The following is a 16,932-nucleotide window of genomic DNA, read 5'->3' on the forward strand; positions in this document are numbered from 1 at the left end:
CATGTGTGGAATTGTCGGCGCAGTTGCTGAACGTAATATCACCGCCATCCTGCTCGAAGGCCTCAAGCGCCTTGAATACCGCGGCTATGACAGCGCCGGTGTGGCAGTTTTCACCAACGATGAAAAGCTCGAGCGCATGCGCCGTCCGGGCAAGGTCAGCGAGCTGGAAGCGGCGCTGGCCGCACAGCCGCTGGTCGGCCGTCTCGGTATCGCCCACACCCGTTGGGCGACCCACGGTGCACCGTGCGAGCGTAACGCGCACCCGCATTTCTCCGGTGATATCGCGGTGGTGCACAACGGCATCATCGAGAATCACGAAGCCCTGCGTGAGCAACTGAAAGCGCTGGGTTACGTGTTCACTTCGGACACCGACACCGAAGTCATCGCGCACCTGCTGAGCCATAAACTCAAGGATCAGCCTGACCTGACCGTCGCGCTGAAAGCCACCGTCAAAGAACTGCACGGCGCCTACGGTCTGGCCGTGATCAACGCACAACAGCCGGATCGTCTGGTTGCCGCACGCAGTGGCAGCCCGTTGGTGATCGGTCTGGGCCTGGGCGAGAATTTCCTCGCGTCCGACCAATTGGCCCTGCGCCAGGTCACTGACCGCTTCATGTACCTGGAAGAGGGCGATATCGCCGAAATTCGCCGCGATAGCGTGCAGATCTGGGACGTAGATGGCAAAACCGTCGAGCGTCAGACCGTGCAGTACAGCGATGGTGCCGAAGCTGCCGACAAGGGCGAGTTCCGCCACTACATGCTCAAGGAAATCCATGAGCAACCATCCGTTGTCCAACGCACCCTCGAAGGCCGTCTGAGTCCGAATCAGGTGCTGGTGCAGGCCTTCGGTCCACAGGCTGCCGAACTGTTCGCCAAAGTGCGCAACGTGCAGATCGTCGCCTGCGGTACCAGCTACCACGCCGGTATGGTCGCGCGTTACTGGCTCGAAGAACTGGCCGGTATTCCGTGTCAGGTCGAAGTCGCCAGCGAATTCCGCTACCGCAAGGTGGTGGTGCAGCCGGATACCCTGTTCGTCACCATCTCGCAGTCCGGCGAAACCGCCGACACCCTGGCCGCGCTGCGCAACGCCAAAGAGCTGGGCTTCCTCGCCAGCCTGGCGATCTGCAACGTCGGCATCAGCTCGCTGGTGCGTGAATCCGACCTGACGCTGCTGACCCAGGCCGGTCGCGAAATCGGCGTAGCCTCGACCAAGGCGTTCACCACGCAACTGGTCGGCCTGCTGCTGCTGACCCTGTCGCTGGGTCAGGTACGCGGCACCCTCGGCAAAGGCGTTGAAGCCACGCTGGTGGAAGAGTTGCGTCGCCTGCCGACCCGTCTGGGCGAAGCGCTGGCGATGGACAGCACGGTGGAAAAAATCGCCGAACTGTTCGCCGAGAAGAATCACACCCTGTTCCTCGGCCGTGGCGCGCAGTTCCCGGTCGCAATGGAGGGCGCCTTGAAGCTCAAGGAAATCTCCTACATCCACGCCGAAGCCTACCCGGCCGGTGAGCTGAAGCACGGCCCGCTGGCGCTTGTGGATAACGACATGCCGGTGGTCACCGTGGCGCCAAACAACGAACTACTGGAGAAGCTCAAGTCCAACCTGCAGGAAGTCCGTGCCCGTGGTGGTGAACTGATCGTATTCGCTGACGAGAAGGCCGGGATGACCAACGGCGAAGGCACCCATGTGGTGCAGATGCCGCACATCCACGACATTCTTTCGCCGATCCTCTACACCATCCCTCTGCAGTTGCTGTCGTACTACGTCGCCGTGCTCAAGGGCACCGACGTCGACCAGCCGCGCAACCTGGCGAAGTCGGTGACGGTGGAATAAGTTATCCACAGCTGACATTGACCCGCTGGATTTGAACAATATAGATTGACACTAAATAATAAAGTTTGACACACGCAAACATATGTTGACACAAGGCTTAAACCTCCGTATCTACGGGGGTTTTTTCTTTCCAGGCTTTCCCTTTGGTTTGGATTCATCGCTCCAGTTTTCAGCCGCCCATAAACTAAGAAACGTCCTATGTTCATAATCTATAACGGTCGCTAGAGTGCTTGGTCTCTCAGATAACTCTTATCGGTATCAACATGAAACATTCGAATTTATTTCTGACGTTTGCTGCTTCGGTAGTACTGGCCTACTCATCAGGGGCAGTGGCAGGTGGTTGCGGTGTTGTAGAGCTATCGACATTTACCATAAATTTCGGTAAGAGCCTTACACCTAATTTTACGATTCCCCAAGATGCTCCTAACGGCACGATTATTTACAAAGAAACTTCCAGTAGTGTGGTGCGAACTTCTATACTTCATTGTTTTGAACCTTTGATCGGATTTAGTGTTAATCCCGCTTTTGGAAGTGTGACTAGTGGTAGCGTATTTCCTTTGGGAGTGCCCGGGCTTTCATTTCGAATACTAAAAGAAGGCAATCCTTTGCCGGCGCCAACGCTTGAGTTGGGAAGTTTTACTATGCACTTTCCTCCCCGTATCTATAGCCTTGAAATTTTCAAGTCTGGAGAGATCTTGTCGCAAAGCCCGATCCCTGCTGGATCTCTAGGTCAGTATCGCGCCGGTGAAGTAGTATTGGGTAATTTTAATCTAATCAATCCTATAGTCGTGAACGCAGCGACCTGCCAAACACCCTCGATAACGGTGGCGATGGGAGAAGGCTATCGTCTGGGAGAGTTCGAAAAAGTCGGCGAAACCTCTCGGCTGATGAAATTTAACATTGCCTTGAATCAATGTCAGCGAGGCATCCAGAAAGTGACATATCAGCTCAAAGCTAATACGCCTGTTATCGATTCTAAAAATGGTGTCGTTGCGCTGAACGCCGGATCATCAGCCAAAGGAATTGGCTTGCAGTTGAGGAACGACGCAGGGCAGCCTATAGAATTAGACACGCCATACACGTTTAATGGTTTCAATCCCTCGGGCACGGATTTCAATATTCCGTTATCTGCCGCTTATATTCGCCTTGCCGATAATAGACTCGAAGCCGGTACTGCCAATAGTGAAGTATCCTTCATTATGAGCTATCTGTGAAACTAAGAATCGTCTGATTTTCCCTGCTTTCTGCTCCAATTAAAGTAGCGGAATGAAATTAAAAACGTATCTCCACCAGTTGAATCCAGTCCTTTCCACGCCAGACGCGGCGCGGCGATTACTGCGTATTTTTGCCTTGGTGCTGCTGGTCGGCATCCTCGGCGGCGTTTATAACTTTTTACTGTTCACCTTCAACAATGAAATTTCTCAGCGGCGCGGCTATATGAGCAGTGCGATTGCCGAAGCCCATACCTTTTTCACTACCCGTGAAGCACTTCTCAAAAGTCTCAGCTTGTCATCTACGCGCCACGACTGGCAGTTCGATCCGGCGGTGACCGAAGAAGAAATTCATCTGCTGTTGGGCGATTCGCCCGGCAAGCAGTGGAACATCTGGCTGACCCAGCGCATGCGTGATTATTTGAAAGCGCAACAAGTCAACTTGATCTATGTCAGCAGCGATGTCGAGACCACGGTGGCGCGCCTGTACAACGCCACACCAGTAGCAGGTGATTTCTCCGAAACCATGCTGAATGAACTCCAGACCCTTAAACGTGACAACGCCCCCGCCCTTCAAGAGTTGTGGCTGACCCATCAGTCGGCGGGGCATTCGCAGCTGTACATATTCATTCGTCTGGACGAGCGCGACGTGAACTCCGGCTGGCTGGGTCTGGAGATGGACGACCGGGAAGTCTCCAGAGCCTTGAGTGACCACAGCGCAGGCGAGTTCACCATGTTCAACGCCCAAGGCATGCCGCTTTTCAGCAACAGCCGCAGTCCTCACTCAAGCCAGAATCTGCCGGACCTTCAGCGACAAGACTTCTTTGGCTTTGTCGGCGAAAGCTGGCTGCCCGACCGCGTTGTGTTGCGCAAGCAGTTGAAGTCTTCCGACTGGCAACTCGCGTACTCCATTGACTTGCGCGCCGTGCTGTCGACTCTGTGGCCGCAATTGAGCGCTGCTCTCTTGTTTTGCCTTTTTAGCATCAGTCTGGTGTGGCTGCTGACCCATCGTATGGAGCGCCGCTTCATTAAGCCAGCGATCATGCGGATTCAGGCCCTAATTGAAAGCGAGCGGTTCAGCCGCGACGTCATCCAGACCGCCCCCGTAGCCCTATGCGTATTGCGGCGCACCGACGGTCAGGTGGTTCTGGAAAACACCTTGTCTCAGCAATGGCTGGGACAGGGAGGAGAGCGCGATCAGCTGTGCCATGGATGGATTCGCGATGCTTTCGATACGCTCGACCCTGCCCTAAGCGACTACTTTGAGACCATCGATGGGAAGCACCTTTATCTGAGCTGCGCGCCCACCCGGTACAAAGGTGAAGACGTCTTGCTCTGTGCGTTCAGCGACATCAGTGCGCGCACTGAAATCGAAGTCGCCCTGGATGAAGCCCGACAGATGGCCGATGCTGCCAACGAGGCGAAAACCCTGTTCCTGGCGACCATGAGCCATGAAATTCGCACGCCGTTGTATGGGGTGCTGGGTACCTTGGAATTACTGGCGCGTACAGATCTGGATGCCCAGCAAAAAAATTACCTTCGGGCAATCGAAGGTTCATCGGCAACTTTGCTGCAATTGATTTGCGATGTGCTGGACGTATCGAAAATCGAGGCTGGGCAACTGGCTCTGGAGTTGAGCGAGTTTTCGGCGCTGGAACTAGTGAGGGAAGTGGTTCAGGGTTATGCGGCTGCGGCGCAGAGCAGGGGCCTGCAATTGTACGCCTGTCTGGACCCGAAAATGCCGGATCGAGTTATCGGTGATGTCAGTCGTATCCGTCAAATCCTCAACAATTTGTTGAGCAACGCCGTCAAATTTACCGACTCCGGGCGGGTAGTGTTACGAGTCAAGTTGCTCAGCCGCGATGGTGAACGCGCCAGTCTGCAATGGCAGGTCTCGGACACCGGCAGAGGCATCGCACATGACGATCAGCCATTCATTTTTGAGCCGTTTTACCAGACCGGAGGCAATACCAATGTAATCGCCGGTACGGGCCTTGGTCTGCCTATCTGCTTGCGCCTGACAAACTTGATGAACGGCAATATCCGCATGGTTAGCGAGCAGGGTCTGGGTAGCAGTTTTTCTCTGACCTTGCCGCTGGAGGAGCCAACAATCTATTCATTGTCGGCAACGATGACAGGACTGTTGCCCGAAGTAGTCTACGTGGTCTCACCGATCCGTGAAGTGGCCGAAGCCATCAGTGGCTGGTTGCGGCGGTGGGGGGCCCGCCCGCAGATCGGTTGTCCATCACACCAGAACGTTGGCCCGGAGTGCGTATTAGTCGAGCTACACGCGGGCTCCATCGAACCGCGCTTGGTGCAAGAGTGGGGCGGTCCGTTGGTGTTGGCTACCAGCGATGGTTCAAATGAGCCGCAGGCCATGTGTGGTGGCTGGAAGGTCAACATCAATGACTTGAACGCTATTTATCAAGCAGTAAGCCGGGCCCAGGGTGTACGAATGGTCAAGCCTCAGCCGCTGATTGAGCATCGCGACCTGCGCAAACTTAACCTGCACATCCTTGTAGCCGAGGACAACGTGATCAATCAGTTGATCCTGCGCGACCAACTGGAGGAACTCGGCTGTACCGTGGAGCTGACTTGCAACGGTGAAGAAGCATTGGCGATATGGCGCAGTACACCATTCGATATTGTCCTCAGCGATGTGAACATGCCGAGACTCAACGGCTACGAGTTGGCCCGCGAACTGCGTCGCCAAGGTTGCTCTGCGCCGATCATCGGTGCGACGGCCAACGCCATGCGTGGAGAAGAAGCACTGTGTCTGGCGGCCGGTATGAATCACTGCCTGGTCAAACCTTTTACGTTGCGAGCCTTGTTTAACTACCTGGCTCCTTATGAGCGAGCAGCCCATGAAGCCGTGTAGCATTTTGATAGTCGAAGACCACCCCTTCCAGCAGGTGTACTTGCAGCATTTGTTCAGCGAACTGGGAGATTTTTATCTGGAGTCTGCGTGCGACGGCGAAGAAGCGTTGGCCTGCTTGAAGCGGCGCAATTTCGATTTGGTCCTCACCGACCTACTGATGCCCGGCATGGATGGCGTGCAATTCATCCAGGGACTGGCGGCCTTACGTTCGGGGCCAGTGCTGGCGATCATGAGTGCGGCCTCGCGCCGAATGCTAATGGGGGCAAGCCTGGTGGCCAGCAACCTGCAGGTAAAGGTCATAGGGCTGATCTCCAAACCGGTGAATTCAGCGGCCCTGCGCTGCCTGATCGAGCAATTGCAGGGACTGCGCCAAGCCGCTCAGCCATTACCCTTACCCGGTATTGACCGGCAGACGATCCTTGATGCGTTGGATAACGGCGAATTGCAGGCTTGGTTTCAACCCAAAAAAGCCTTGGTCAATGCACGCATCGTCGCCGCTGAAGCGCTGATTCGCTGGGTTCATCCTGAGCACGGCATGCTCTTGCCTGGGATGTTTCTACCCTCACTCATAACGTTCGGTCTGGAAGAGCACCTGTTATGGCGGGTTCTGGAACAGGCCATAGCGGCCCAGGCCCAATGGCGTGAGCAGGGCTATGACATTCCTGTGTCGATCAACCTGCCGACACACTTGCTCAACAGCCATGACCTGCCTGACCGTATTCTCGCGTTCGTGCTCAAACGTGAAGGTATTCCAGGGAAAATTTGCTTCGAGCTGATGGAGTGTTCGGTGCCTGACGATATCAGCAACTTCTACGCTGGTGCCTGCCGCTTGCGGATCAAGGGCTTCGGTCTGTCGCAGGATGATTTTGGCAAGGGCTACAGCTCTTACATGAATCTGGTATCGGCACCGTTTACCGAGTTGAAGATCGATCGGGCACTGGTACATGGCTGTAACGACAGCGAGGAACTGGCGCAAGCGTTGACCAGTATTGTTGGCTTGGGGCGGCAGTTAGGTTTGACTGTGGTAGCTGAAGGTGTCGAAACCGCGCAAGAACTTGCTCTGTTGCGTAAGATCGACTGCACTCAGGTCCAGGGTTTCCTGATTTCCCATGCTGTCGCCCCGGATCAGTTCCAAAAGTTGTTGAGCCATGACGGTCCGACAAACGTGTGCTGATGCACCCGAAAGTCTCTTTCTATGAGGTCATTGTGTTCAACGGCTATCGGCTCGCCCCCTGCGGGGCTGTGCGATGAATCGTTCCAACTCATTACTGGAGAAACTTGCCAGCAGCTCTCTTCGTCTGAATAAAGGCTTGATAGTGCTCGGCGCGCTGGTATTGCTCTTGGTTGGCATCAGCTACTTGGGCGTGCAGCGCACGTTGGAAGAGCAGCGTGACACAATGGGCTTTCATTTTGCCCGGCTGATGGAAAACATTCGCGAACAGGAAGCCTTCCTTAATGCTATCCAGCAGCAAGGTGCAAAAAGCTCCATCCTGGACGGCAGGATTTCGCCGCTGTTTCAGCAAAAAAAACTGCCCGACCAAGGACCGGATGTTTATGAAGGGCAGCAGTTTTCGTTTTCGCTGCCCTTCAGTGTGAAAATCGCCACCGATAAAATCGCGGCCAGCGAACAACCAAAAGTCTTTGCCCTGGCCGCGCACCTGAGCGATTACTACAGCGCGTTCTGGTCCGCGTCGCACTATCAGTCACCACAGGTCTTTCTTTTCAACGTACCGGACAACTTCGATATCACGGTACCGGCAACCGGGTACCTGCGTCGAGATGGGCAGATTCAGGGCGGCGTATTTGGCGATGTCGTGAAGCAGGTCAAGAAGCAACTGCATGACCAGACGTTGGACAATCAGGTTCATTGGGTTCGGTACGGCGCAGCGTCCGATGACGTGAAGACGCCAACCCTCCTCGGCTACGTCAATATTGATCTCGCTTCGACAACATCGAATATTGAAGGCGCCAGTCCTCGGGTGGCGCTCGCGTCCTTGCTGAATCTGACTCAGGTCAACAACATTGAGCGAATTATGCAGTGGTCGATCTACGACCAATTCACCCTGATTTCACCGGCCGGTAGAGTGCTGATTGGTGCACTTGAACCGGAGAGCATGTTGCGTGAAGGGATGAATTTCAACCGTGACGGCCTGGTCTTCAAACTGACCAACCATGATGAACACGCCTGGACGGCGATCTACACCATCAGTTTCAAAAGTTTTGTGGATTACGCCTTGTGGCCATTGCTCTGTATGGCTGCGCTGGTGCTGACGGGACTGGTTTGCGGTTGGGCCTTCAATCGCTGGTATAAAAGGCATGTTGTACTCCCTGCACATCAGGCTCACCAAAAGGTTGCCGAGAGCGAGGCATTCAGCCGTGCCGTGATCGACACCGCGCCAACCGGCCTGTACGTGGTGCGCTGCGGCGACCATAAGGTGTTGCTGGAAAACCAGCGCGCCCAGCAATGGCAAGATACTCCCCAACTGATCAGCGCCCTCAGCCGACAGCATGGCCTCACCGAGCCAGGGCAGGTCGATCTGGAAGTTGATGGCCGCCATTTACAAGTCGCTTTCATTTCTACTCGTTATCAAGGCCAGGACGCCTGGCTCTGTGCCTTTCACGACGTGACCCGGCATATTGAGGACGCAGCAGCCCTTGAGGAAGCCCGTCGGGCGGCCGACTCGGCCAACGAGGCCAAGACCCGTTTTTTGGCCACCATGAGCCATGAAATTCGCACACCCCTGTACGGCGTACTCGGCACCCTGGAACTGCTGGGACTAACCAAGCTTGAGCCGCGGCAGCAGGCCTATCTACACACCATCCAACGCTCTTCCGCGAATTTGTCTCAGTTGATCAGCGATGTGCTGGACGTCTCGAAGATCGAGTCCGGACAGATGACCATCGAGTCTCATGAGTTCTGTCCTCTGGAACTGACGGAGGACACCCTACGTACCTACAGCGCGTTCGCTCAAGCCAAGGGTTTGCAATTCTATGCCTGTATTGACGCAACGCTGCCGAACCGGGTTCGGGGTGATCCACTACGGATTCGGCAGATACTCAATAATCTGCTGAGCAACGCCATCAAGTTCACCGACCATGGTCGGATCGTGTTGCGGGTTCGAGTACTGCAAACCGATGGCTCAAACGTCAGCCTGCAATGGCAAGTCAGTGACACGGGGCGGGGGATAGCCCAAGCCCAGCAGGCGCGACTATTTGATCCTTTCTATCAAGTCCGCGATGGAGTCAACGATTCGGGTGCGGGGTTAGGCCTGGCGATTTGCTGGTGGCTGTGTGAGCTGATGGCTGGCCAGTTGAAAGTGGTCAGCGAACCGGGTCTCGGCAGCAGCTTTACTCTGCAATTGGCGCTTGAGCACTTGCCGGGGGAACTGGCCGATTGCCCCGAGTTCGAGCCAGGAGCGCCGGCAGTCTATGTTCGGGCGCCAGTGCAGGAGTTGACGCAACATCTCTGCACTTGGCTCAACCGACTGGGTATTGAATCCCAATCGGTTAGCTCCGGCCAGTTGCAAGCAGGGCCGTCAACATTGCTGGTGGACATGCTGCCATTAGGCAACGAAATACCCTGGCCGGGACCACGGATTATCGCCATGGCCGATGGGAGTAACCCGCCTGAGTATTCGGGTAGTGGCTGGAATGTAGATGCCAATGATGTGCGCGCCATTGCCTGGAGCATCAGCCTCGCGCAGCAGGGTGTCGACCGGGCTGACCACAGAGCACTGCCGGAAAGAAGCCGAAGCCTGAACTTGCATGTCCTCGTGGCAGAAGACAACCCTATCAACTCGCAGATAATCAAGGAACAACTGGAAGCCCTGGGTTGTTCAGTCGTTTTGGCGGCCAATGGCGAGCAGGCCCTCGCACAGTGGCTGCCTGGCCTGTTCGACCTTGTGTTGACCGACATCAACATGCCCATCATGAATGGCTATGAATTCGCCGCGACCCTGCGCCAACATGATGTGGATCTGCCCATTATCGGTGTGACCGCTAACGCTCTGCGTGAGGAAGGCGAACGCTGCGCTGCAGCGGGTATGAACGCCTGGATGGTCAAGCCGCTGAACCTGAAAGCCTTGCGCACTCAATTATTGGAATACTCCGAGATGGCAGTGCCCGCGCACGCCGCCGTCGCGGGTGACAGCCTCGCGCCTGAAGTTGCAGTTGACTCGGTGCGGCTCTCGCCAAAAATGCGTGAACTGTTTATCAGCACTATGCAGAAGGACAGGCTGGCTACGCTTGCAGCTCTGGACAGAGGTGATATCAACACCGCTGCGCGACAACTGCACAGCATGGCCGGAGCTTTGGGCGCTGTAGAGGCTGGGGCCATGGCAATTGCCTTCGCCGAACTGGAGCATCGGCTCACGGGGCTGACCTTCACGCAGGCGCTCGCGCTGGAGGTCAACACTCAACTTGATCGACTAAGCGCTTTATTGGATAGGCTCTAATAATCTCTATCTCACTGTGGGTAACTGGTCATGAAAAAACTAAATGTTGTCATCGCTGATGATCACCCCATTGTGCTGTTTGGGGTTCGTGAGCTAGTAGAGCGAGACGAACGCTTTCATGTGGTGGGGGAGGCGGTCTGTTCCAATCAGTTGATCAACCTGCTTGAGAGCCTGTCTGTTGACCTGATCATCACCGACTTCAATATGCCTGCAGACTCGCCCTATGGTGACGGCCTGAAATTGGTTGAGTACCTCAAACGTAACTTTCCAACATTGAAAATACTGGTGTTGACCATGATTTCCAATCCCTTGATCTTGACCTTGTTGCATGAGCTGGGGGTGGTTGGGGTCATCCAGAAAAGCCAAATGCACAATGAAATTCAAGTCGCGCTCAAGGCTGTCGCCCAAGGCAATCCGTTCCGAAGTTTAGGACCGGAACCCACCTCGGTGCTCGAGTCCGCCGTATCTATGGATGACCGATTCGCCAAGCTATCGTCCAAAGAACACGAAATTTTACGCTTGTTTGTGTCCGGGCAAAGTGTTTCCGACATCGCCCGTGGCCAGAATAGAAGTATAAAAACTATCAGTGCGCAAAAGACATCTGCCATGCGTAAACTCGAAGTTAATAGTGACCAAGATTTATTGGCATACTGCTTCGAGCGCAACATTTTCAATTAGTAATTATCGCGTCCCACCGTCTATTTTTCTTTAAGAATCGTCTGATGTTCCTGTATGGGTCGGTTCTATATCTTGCTTCTGCAACGAATAGAATCTCAATCCACCCAATGGTAATCAGAATGAAGAAGCTTTCCTTGGCAATGATGACACTGTCAATTTTGGCAGCTACTGGTAGCGCTTTCGCAGTAGAACCAGTCGTCACCAAAGCTGGTAGTGGCACTATCAACTTTTCCGGCATCATCAACAACGATGCATGTTCTGTACAAGGCTCCGGCGTCAACAAGACCATCTCCGTAGCGATGGGTGAAGTGTCGATCAAAGACATGGGCACGGCCGCCGCGCCAATTGGCAGTGGCAGACTGAGTGCCGAAAACTTCGATATGAAGATCAGCTGCAACGCCGGTGCCAAAGTTTCTATGATCTTTGAGCCCAATAAAGGGACCGGTTCGGGTGTCGATAGCAATGGTGTACTGAACCTGGTCGATGGTCTGGGGGCTGCAAAGAACATTGGTATCGCTCTTCTCGATGCTAATGGTGCGCTGATTAACTTGAGCTCGCCTACTACCGCGAAAATCGAGAACAAACTGCAAGATGGCAGCACTTCGCTAAAGTTCTCCGCCGTCTACGTCACGACCGGCGCAGCGGGTACTGCCGTTGCAGGTCGCGGTGATGCAACCCTGCCATTTACCCTGCAATACGAGTAATCGCAGGGAATTAACGGACTTAGTGCGGGGCTTATCGGCCCCGCGCACGCCTTGAATCAAACGGTAATTATTATGTTTCGTCGTCCCTCCCTATCTTTCTGCCTGGGCCTCCTGGGCGTTTTAGTTGTTTCCCAAGCCAATGCTGGCATCTCCTTGAGTACTACTCGTCTGGTCTTTGACGGAAAGCACAAGGAAGCTAGCATCACCGTGCGCAATAGCGGTGAAGACGTATTGATCCAGTCTTGGCTCGATACAGATACCCCTGGCGTTACATCGGTACCCTTTGCCGTAACTCCGCCGTTGGCTCGAGTGGTAGGTAAGGAGCAGCAGTTATTGCGAGTGATTTATGAAGGCTCCGGCATGCCATCCGATAAAGAGTCGGTAGTCTGGCTCAATGTTCAGGAAATCCCTCAGGCTTCGAAAGAGAAAAATACATTGCAACTCGCAGTGCGCCAGCGCATCAAGGTGTTCTTCCGTCCGGTCGAGTTGAGCGCAGATGCCTATCTGGCACCGACCAAACTGTTATGGCGCCTGGAGAATCGGGGCGGAAAAACGGTCTTGGCGGTGAATAATACAGGACTCTTTCACGTGTCCATGGCGGACATAAAACTTCAATCAGGAACAATGACCGAACAAACTGCAGACTCAACGATGATCGCGCCGGGCGAAAATAAAGAATTCGTTGTTAAACAATTCAATAGCACGGCTACGCCAAATTTACTGTTTACGAGTATTAACGACTACGGTGCACAAGATCGTTACATTGCAAAACTTTCCGATGGTGCCTCAAGTCAGGCTAGTCTGAATAAAGAGTAGCTTTGATACGCTTGCCATAAGGGCCAATTTATTCTTTTTCCGTATTTCTCTTCGCTCCGTTTAGAAGTTCGTATCGGAGGTGATATAGGTGCTTTAAATGCTTTTGTTTCCAAGCAACCGATCCGGTTCAGGCGCGAGCGACCAAACTTGGTACTCGGGTACCTACACTCTTTTAAGTACGCTATTTGTCGCTGTTACCACCACCCTCTCCATGTTTGTCGGTGCGGAGGAGTTAGAATCCGAACAACTCGAACAGTTCAACACCACATTTCTGCAAGGCGCTCACTCGTCGCTGGATCTGCAGTTGCTGTTATCCGCCAACAATGTGGTGCCGGGGCAGTACCGGGTCGACCTCTACAGCAACGAAGTGCTGGTGGGGCGCCGCGATATCGACTTCCAACGAAACGCGAAGAACGGCAAGGTCGAAGCCTGCTTGACCCTGGATATGTTGCTGCAACTGGGCATCGATATGAACAAGCTGGAAGCGGCGGGCAAAATCAACCCAAATGTACCGCAAGGCTGCTACGACTTGCCGTCACTTATCGACAAAGCTACCTTGCGCTACGACGCAAGCCGCCTGCGGCTGTTGGCCAGTGTGCCGCAAATAGCCATGCAGAGAGGTATGCGCGGGTATATCGACCCGGCTTTGTGGGATCAGGGGGTTCCGGCAGCCTTCATCAACTATCAGTTGAGCAGCAACCGCAACAGCTCGGATCACAGCACCGCGCTTTCAAATAACCTGGGATTGCGTAATGGGATCAATCTGGGCGGCTGGCGGCTGCGTAACGAGTCGAACTTCAGCACCACCACGGGGCAGCCGAGCACCTTCAAGAGCAACCGTAGCTTCTTGCAGCATGATGTAACGGCGCTGAAGGGCCAATTCTCTGCGGGCGACATCTTTTCCGACACGGACCTGTTCGACAGCGTGCGTTATCGCGGCCTGAAACTGGCCTCCGATGAAGGCATGCGCGCCGATAGCGAACGCGGCTATGCGCCGATCATTCGCGGCGTGGCGGAAACCAGCGCCACGGTGGAGATCCGTCAGAACAACTACATTCTCTACACCGCCAACGTACCGCCGGGCCCGTTCGAGATCAGCGATATCTATCCCAGCGGCTCCAACGGCGACCTGGAAGTGACCATCATCGAAGCCGATGGTTGGCGACGGGTAACGATGCAGGCGTTTTCCAGCTTGCCAATCATGGTCCGCGAAGGCCAGGTGAAGTACAGCGTGTCCGCGGGCCAGTACAACAGCAACAATGATGGCTTGGCGTCGCCGGAGTTTGTCAGCAGCACCCTGGCCTACGGGATCAACAGCAACCTCACCGGAATCGTCGGTGTCCAGGCCTCGGAGAACTTCAAGGCACTGTCCGTCGGTGCGGGTCGCAACACCCCGATCGGTGCCGTCTCCGTCGACCTGACTCGCTCCTCCAGCCTTACCGTAGGCCAGACGGTGCAAGGTAATAGCCTACGGGCGTTGTACGCCAAGACTTTCACCGGGACCGATACCAACTTTACCCTGGCGGCCTATCGCTATTCGACCGAGGGCTACCGAACGCTGACCAACCACGTCGAGGAACTCAACGCCGATGGCCAGAAACCCTTCGGCAACTCAAAAACTCGTACCGACCTGACCATCAACCAGAGCTTGGGCCGCAACCGGCAATATGGCAGCGTTTACATGAACGCCAGCGACCAGCGTTACTGGGGGCGCGGCGGTTCCCAGAGTCTTTCTACCGGTTATGGCAACTACTGGGGTGAGGTTAGCTACAACGTTAGCGCGACCTATACTAAGGACGTCGGAGATTTCGGATCGTCAAATAATGACACGTTGATCAACCTGTCTCTGTCGTTTCCCCTGGGCTCAAAACCCCGAGCGCCACGGGCCTTTGTTTCGGCCAACACGCAGAAGAACAGCAGCAGCACGCAAGTCGGCATCAACGGTTACGTGTCGGAAACCAGCGATACCTATTACTCACTGCAAGGTGGTAACAGCAGCATCGGTGGCAGCTCGGCCTCGGGCAACATCAGCACCCGCACCTCGGTTGCGGATATTAGCGCGGGTTATAGCCAGGGGCGCGGTTACACCTCGCAAACCCTTAACCTGGCCGGCTCTGTGGTTGCCCATGCCGGAGGTATCAATCTGGGGCAGACCGTGGGTGAAACCTTTGCCTTGGCCGAAGTGCCGGGCGTTTCCGGCGCAAAAATCGGCAGCTACAGCGGTGCAGAGACCGGCGCCAATGGCTTTGCCGTCGTGCCCAACATTCAGCCCTATCGTGTGAACTGGATCAGCCTGGATACCCGGGATCTGGGTGCGGAGATCGAGATCGATAATGCCACCCAGCAAGTCGTACCAAGGCGAGGCGCAGTAGTGCTGGCGCAATATATTGGCAAGACCGGTCGACGGGTGCAGTTCGAGCTGTTTGATGCGCAGAACAAGGCCATTCCATTTGGCGCTGCGCTGGAGGATGCGGCGGGTAAACAACTGGGCATTTCCGACCCGAGCGGTAAAGCCCTTGCGCTGGTGGAAGAGGATTCAGCCACTCTGACTATCAAATGGGATGGCAAACGCTGTCTCGCGCCCTACACCTTGCCCGAGCGCAACAAAGCCCTGAACTATGAGCGTGTGCTTTTGATATGCGCCCCATGACCAATAAAGCCTTGCGCATCATGATTGCCGACCCACAACACTTTCAGCGCCTACGCCTGGAACGTAATTTCAACCGCGAGGGCTATCACGGCATCGCGCCGGTATCGAATCTTGAGGATATGCTGATGTTGCTGGAGTACGGCGACATTAGCTTCGATCTGGTATTGATCAATGCTAGTTTGATGGCCAACATCCGCTTTAATCTGTTGATCTTTTGCCGTGACCATCCGCTAATCCGCCAAGCCTTCATCTACAATGTGTCGGAATGCCGCTTAGCGCTACTTGGCGCGCAGATGAAAGCGCGGATTGTCTTCAGTTCTATGCAATTACCCGAGGGCACACCGATCAAGCGCCTGATCCAGAAAGTTGATCCGCCCAATCTCGGTGAGCCGACACGAAGTACGGTAAGTCACCAGGGACAGAGCTGACGGGTGCGATGCAGTGGGCAACCGATGGCCTCTACCTAGCGATCACTCCTCGCCTCTGTTAGTTCTTGGTATCGCTGCCGTTTGCCGCTTCATGAGAATGTCTGGCAGTCGTGCACACTGGTTGTGTCAAACTATGATGTAAGAAGGTCAGAGCGTTATTCGAAAAGTCAGGGTGGCGGTGTCAATCTTTATTGTGATACGGCGTACGATTCGTTCCGGTTTCGCCCAATGGTTGTTGGGGTGTTTGTGTCAGACTTAGTTGTAAGCACCCATGACCCGCAAAAATCGCAGCCTCGGCTGCGATTTTTGTATCTGAATCGAGGACATCCATGGACCGCTTCCAGGAAATGCAGATCTTCGCCACCGTGGCCCAGGAGCAGGGCTTCTCGGCGGCGGCGCGGCGTCTTGGCTTGTCCGCGGCCAGTGTCACCCGCGCGGTAGCAGCGCTGGAGCAGCGTATTGGCACGCAGTTGCTGATCCGTACCACGCGCAGTGTGCATCTGAGCGAAGCGGGTCAGCGTTATCTGGAAGACTGTCGGAGAATTCTCGCCGAGGTGCAGGAAGCCGAGGATTCGGCGGCCGGCAGTCACGCCCAGCCCCGTGGGCAATTGACGGTGACCGCGCCGGTTCTGTTCGGTGAGTTGTTTGTCACGCCCCTGATGACCAGTTATCTGACGCAGTATCCAGACGTTTCGATCAATGCGCTATTGGTCGATCGGGTGGTGAGCATGGTCGAGGAGGGCATCGATGTCGCGGTGCGCATTGGTGAGTTGCCGGACAGCAATCAGCACGCGATCCGGGTCGGCGAAGTGCGACGGGTGATCTGTGCGTCGCCGGCTTATCTGGCTCGGCACGGCCGACCCGAGCATCCACAGGCGCTGGCCGGCGCGCCGGTGGTGGCGACCTCGGCCATCGGTCAGTTGCGCAACTGGCCGTTTGTGGATCAGGGCGAAGCGATCAGCGTGCGACCCGAGCCTCGGCTGGTGGTCACCGCCAACCAGGCGGCGATTGCTGCGGCCTGCCTGGGGTTGGGGCTGACCCGGGTGTTGTCCTATCAGGTCGCCGGCAAGGTGGCTTCCGGTGAACTGGAAATTGTCCTCGCCGATTTCGAACTGCCTCCGCTGCCGATTCATGTGGTGTATCAGGGCGGGCGCAAGGCACCGGCGCGGGTGCGCAGTTTTGTCGACCACGCGGTGAAGGTGCTGCGAGAACATCCGGCGCTGCAGAACGCGGCGTTATTTCATCCAGTGAAATAATTGATTGCGATTGCTGGTGATTC

11 protein-coding genes are annotated in these 16,932 nt (G+C 55.3%); all 11 read left to right on the top strand.

Features of this window, described 5'->3' with window-relative positions:
* Position 1: 1 nt before the first annotated feature.
* The 11 genes from glmS to M0808_RS00755 all read left to right on the top strand — a co-directional run bounded on the left by glmS (position 2) and on the right by M0808_RS00755 (position 16,909).
* Entirely contained in the window at positions 2–1,834 is a 1,833-nt protein-coding gene (gene glmS / locus M0808_RS00705; protein WP_098966411.1) for a glutamine--fructose-6-phosphate transaminase (isomerizing), read from the top strand.
* Between the two features lie 263 nt (positions 1,835–2,097).
* The gene (locus M0808_RS00710) at positions 2,098–3,048 is read left to right on the top strand and encodes a fimbrial protein (protein ID WP_246881612.1); all 951 of its coding nucleotides are present in this window, start codon (positions 2,098–2,100) and stop codon (positions 3,046–3,048) included.
* Between the two features lie 52 nt (positions 3,049–3,100).
* On the top strand, positions 3,101–5,923 hold the full coding sequence (locus M0808_RS00715; RefSeq protein ID WP_210556227.1) for an ATP-binding protein: 2,823 nt from the start codon (positions 3,101–3,103) through the stop codon (positions 5,921–5,923).
* A complete protein-coding gene (locus M0808_RS00720; protein ID WP_210556580.1) occupies positions 5,910–7,097 on the top strand; it encodes an EAL domain-containing response regulator in 1,188 nt (395 codons plus the stop codon). The genes M0808_RS00715 and M0808_RS00720 overlap by 14 nt, the downstream gene beginning before the upstream one ends.
* A 73-nt stretch (positions 7,098–7,170) precedes the next feature.
* Positions 7,171–10,377 carry a hybrid sensor histidine kinase/response regulator gene (locus M0808_RS00725; RefSeq protein WP_247839497.1) on the top strand — a complete coding sequence of 1,069 codons (3,207 nt, stop codon included), beginning with the start codon at positions 7,171–7,173 and terminating at the stop codon, positions 10,375–10,377.
* A gap of 30 nt (positions 10,378–10,407) precedes the next feature.
* Positions 10,408–11,055 (top strand): response regulator, encoded by a 648-nt coding sequence (locus M0808_RS00730; protein WP_247839499.1) that lies wholly within the window; start codon positions 10,408–10,410, stop codon positions 11,053–11,055.
* A 119-nt stretch (positions 11,056–11,174) separates the two neighbouring features.
* On the top strand, positions 11,175–11,759 hold the full coding sequence (locus tag M0808_RS00735) for a fimbrial protein (RefSeq protein WP_210556234.1): 585 nt from the start codon (positions 11,175–11,177) through the stop codon (positions 11,757–11,759).
* Between the two features lie 72 nt (positions 11,760–11,831).
* A complete protein-coding gene (locus M0808_RS00740; RefSeq protein WP_210556236.1) occupies positions 11,832–12,575 on the top strand; it encodes a molecular chaperone in 744 nt (247 codons plus the stop codon).
* A 211-nt stretch (positions 12,576–12,786) separates the two neighbouring features.
* Positions 12,787–15,225, top strand: coding sequence for a fimbria/pilus outer membrane usher protein (locus M0808_RS00745; RefSeq protein ID WP_247839947.1), 2,439 nt, complete (start codon positions 12,787–12,789; stop codon positions 15,223–15,225).
* Positions 15,222–15,653 carry a response regulator gene (locus M0808_RS00750; RefSeq protein ID WP_210556238.1) on the top strand — a complete coding sequence of 144 codons (432 nt, stop codon included), beginning with the start codon at positions 15,222–15,224 and terminating at the stop codon, positions 15,651–15,653. Before M0808_RS00745 ends, M0808_RS00750 begins: the two co-directional genes overlap by 4 nt.
* A gap of 329 nt (positions 15,654–15,982) precedes the next feature.
* Positions 15,983–16,909 (top strand): LysR family transcriptional regulator, encoded by a 927-nt coding sequence (locus M0808_RS00755; RefSeq protein ID WP_247839502.1) that lies wholly within the window; start codon positions 15,983–15,985, stop codon positions 16,907–16,909.
* Positions 16,910–16,932 lie beyond the last annotated feature (23 nt).

Origin of the sequence: Pseudomonas sp. MWU12-3103b (assembly GCF_023100615.1) — a bacterium.
Classification (GTDB): domain Bacteria; phylum Pseudomonadota; class Gammaproteobacteria; order Pseudomonadales; family Pseudomonadaceae; genus Aquipseudomonas; species Aquipseudomonas putida_A.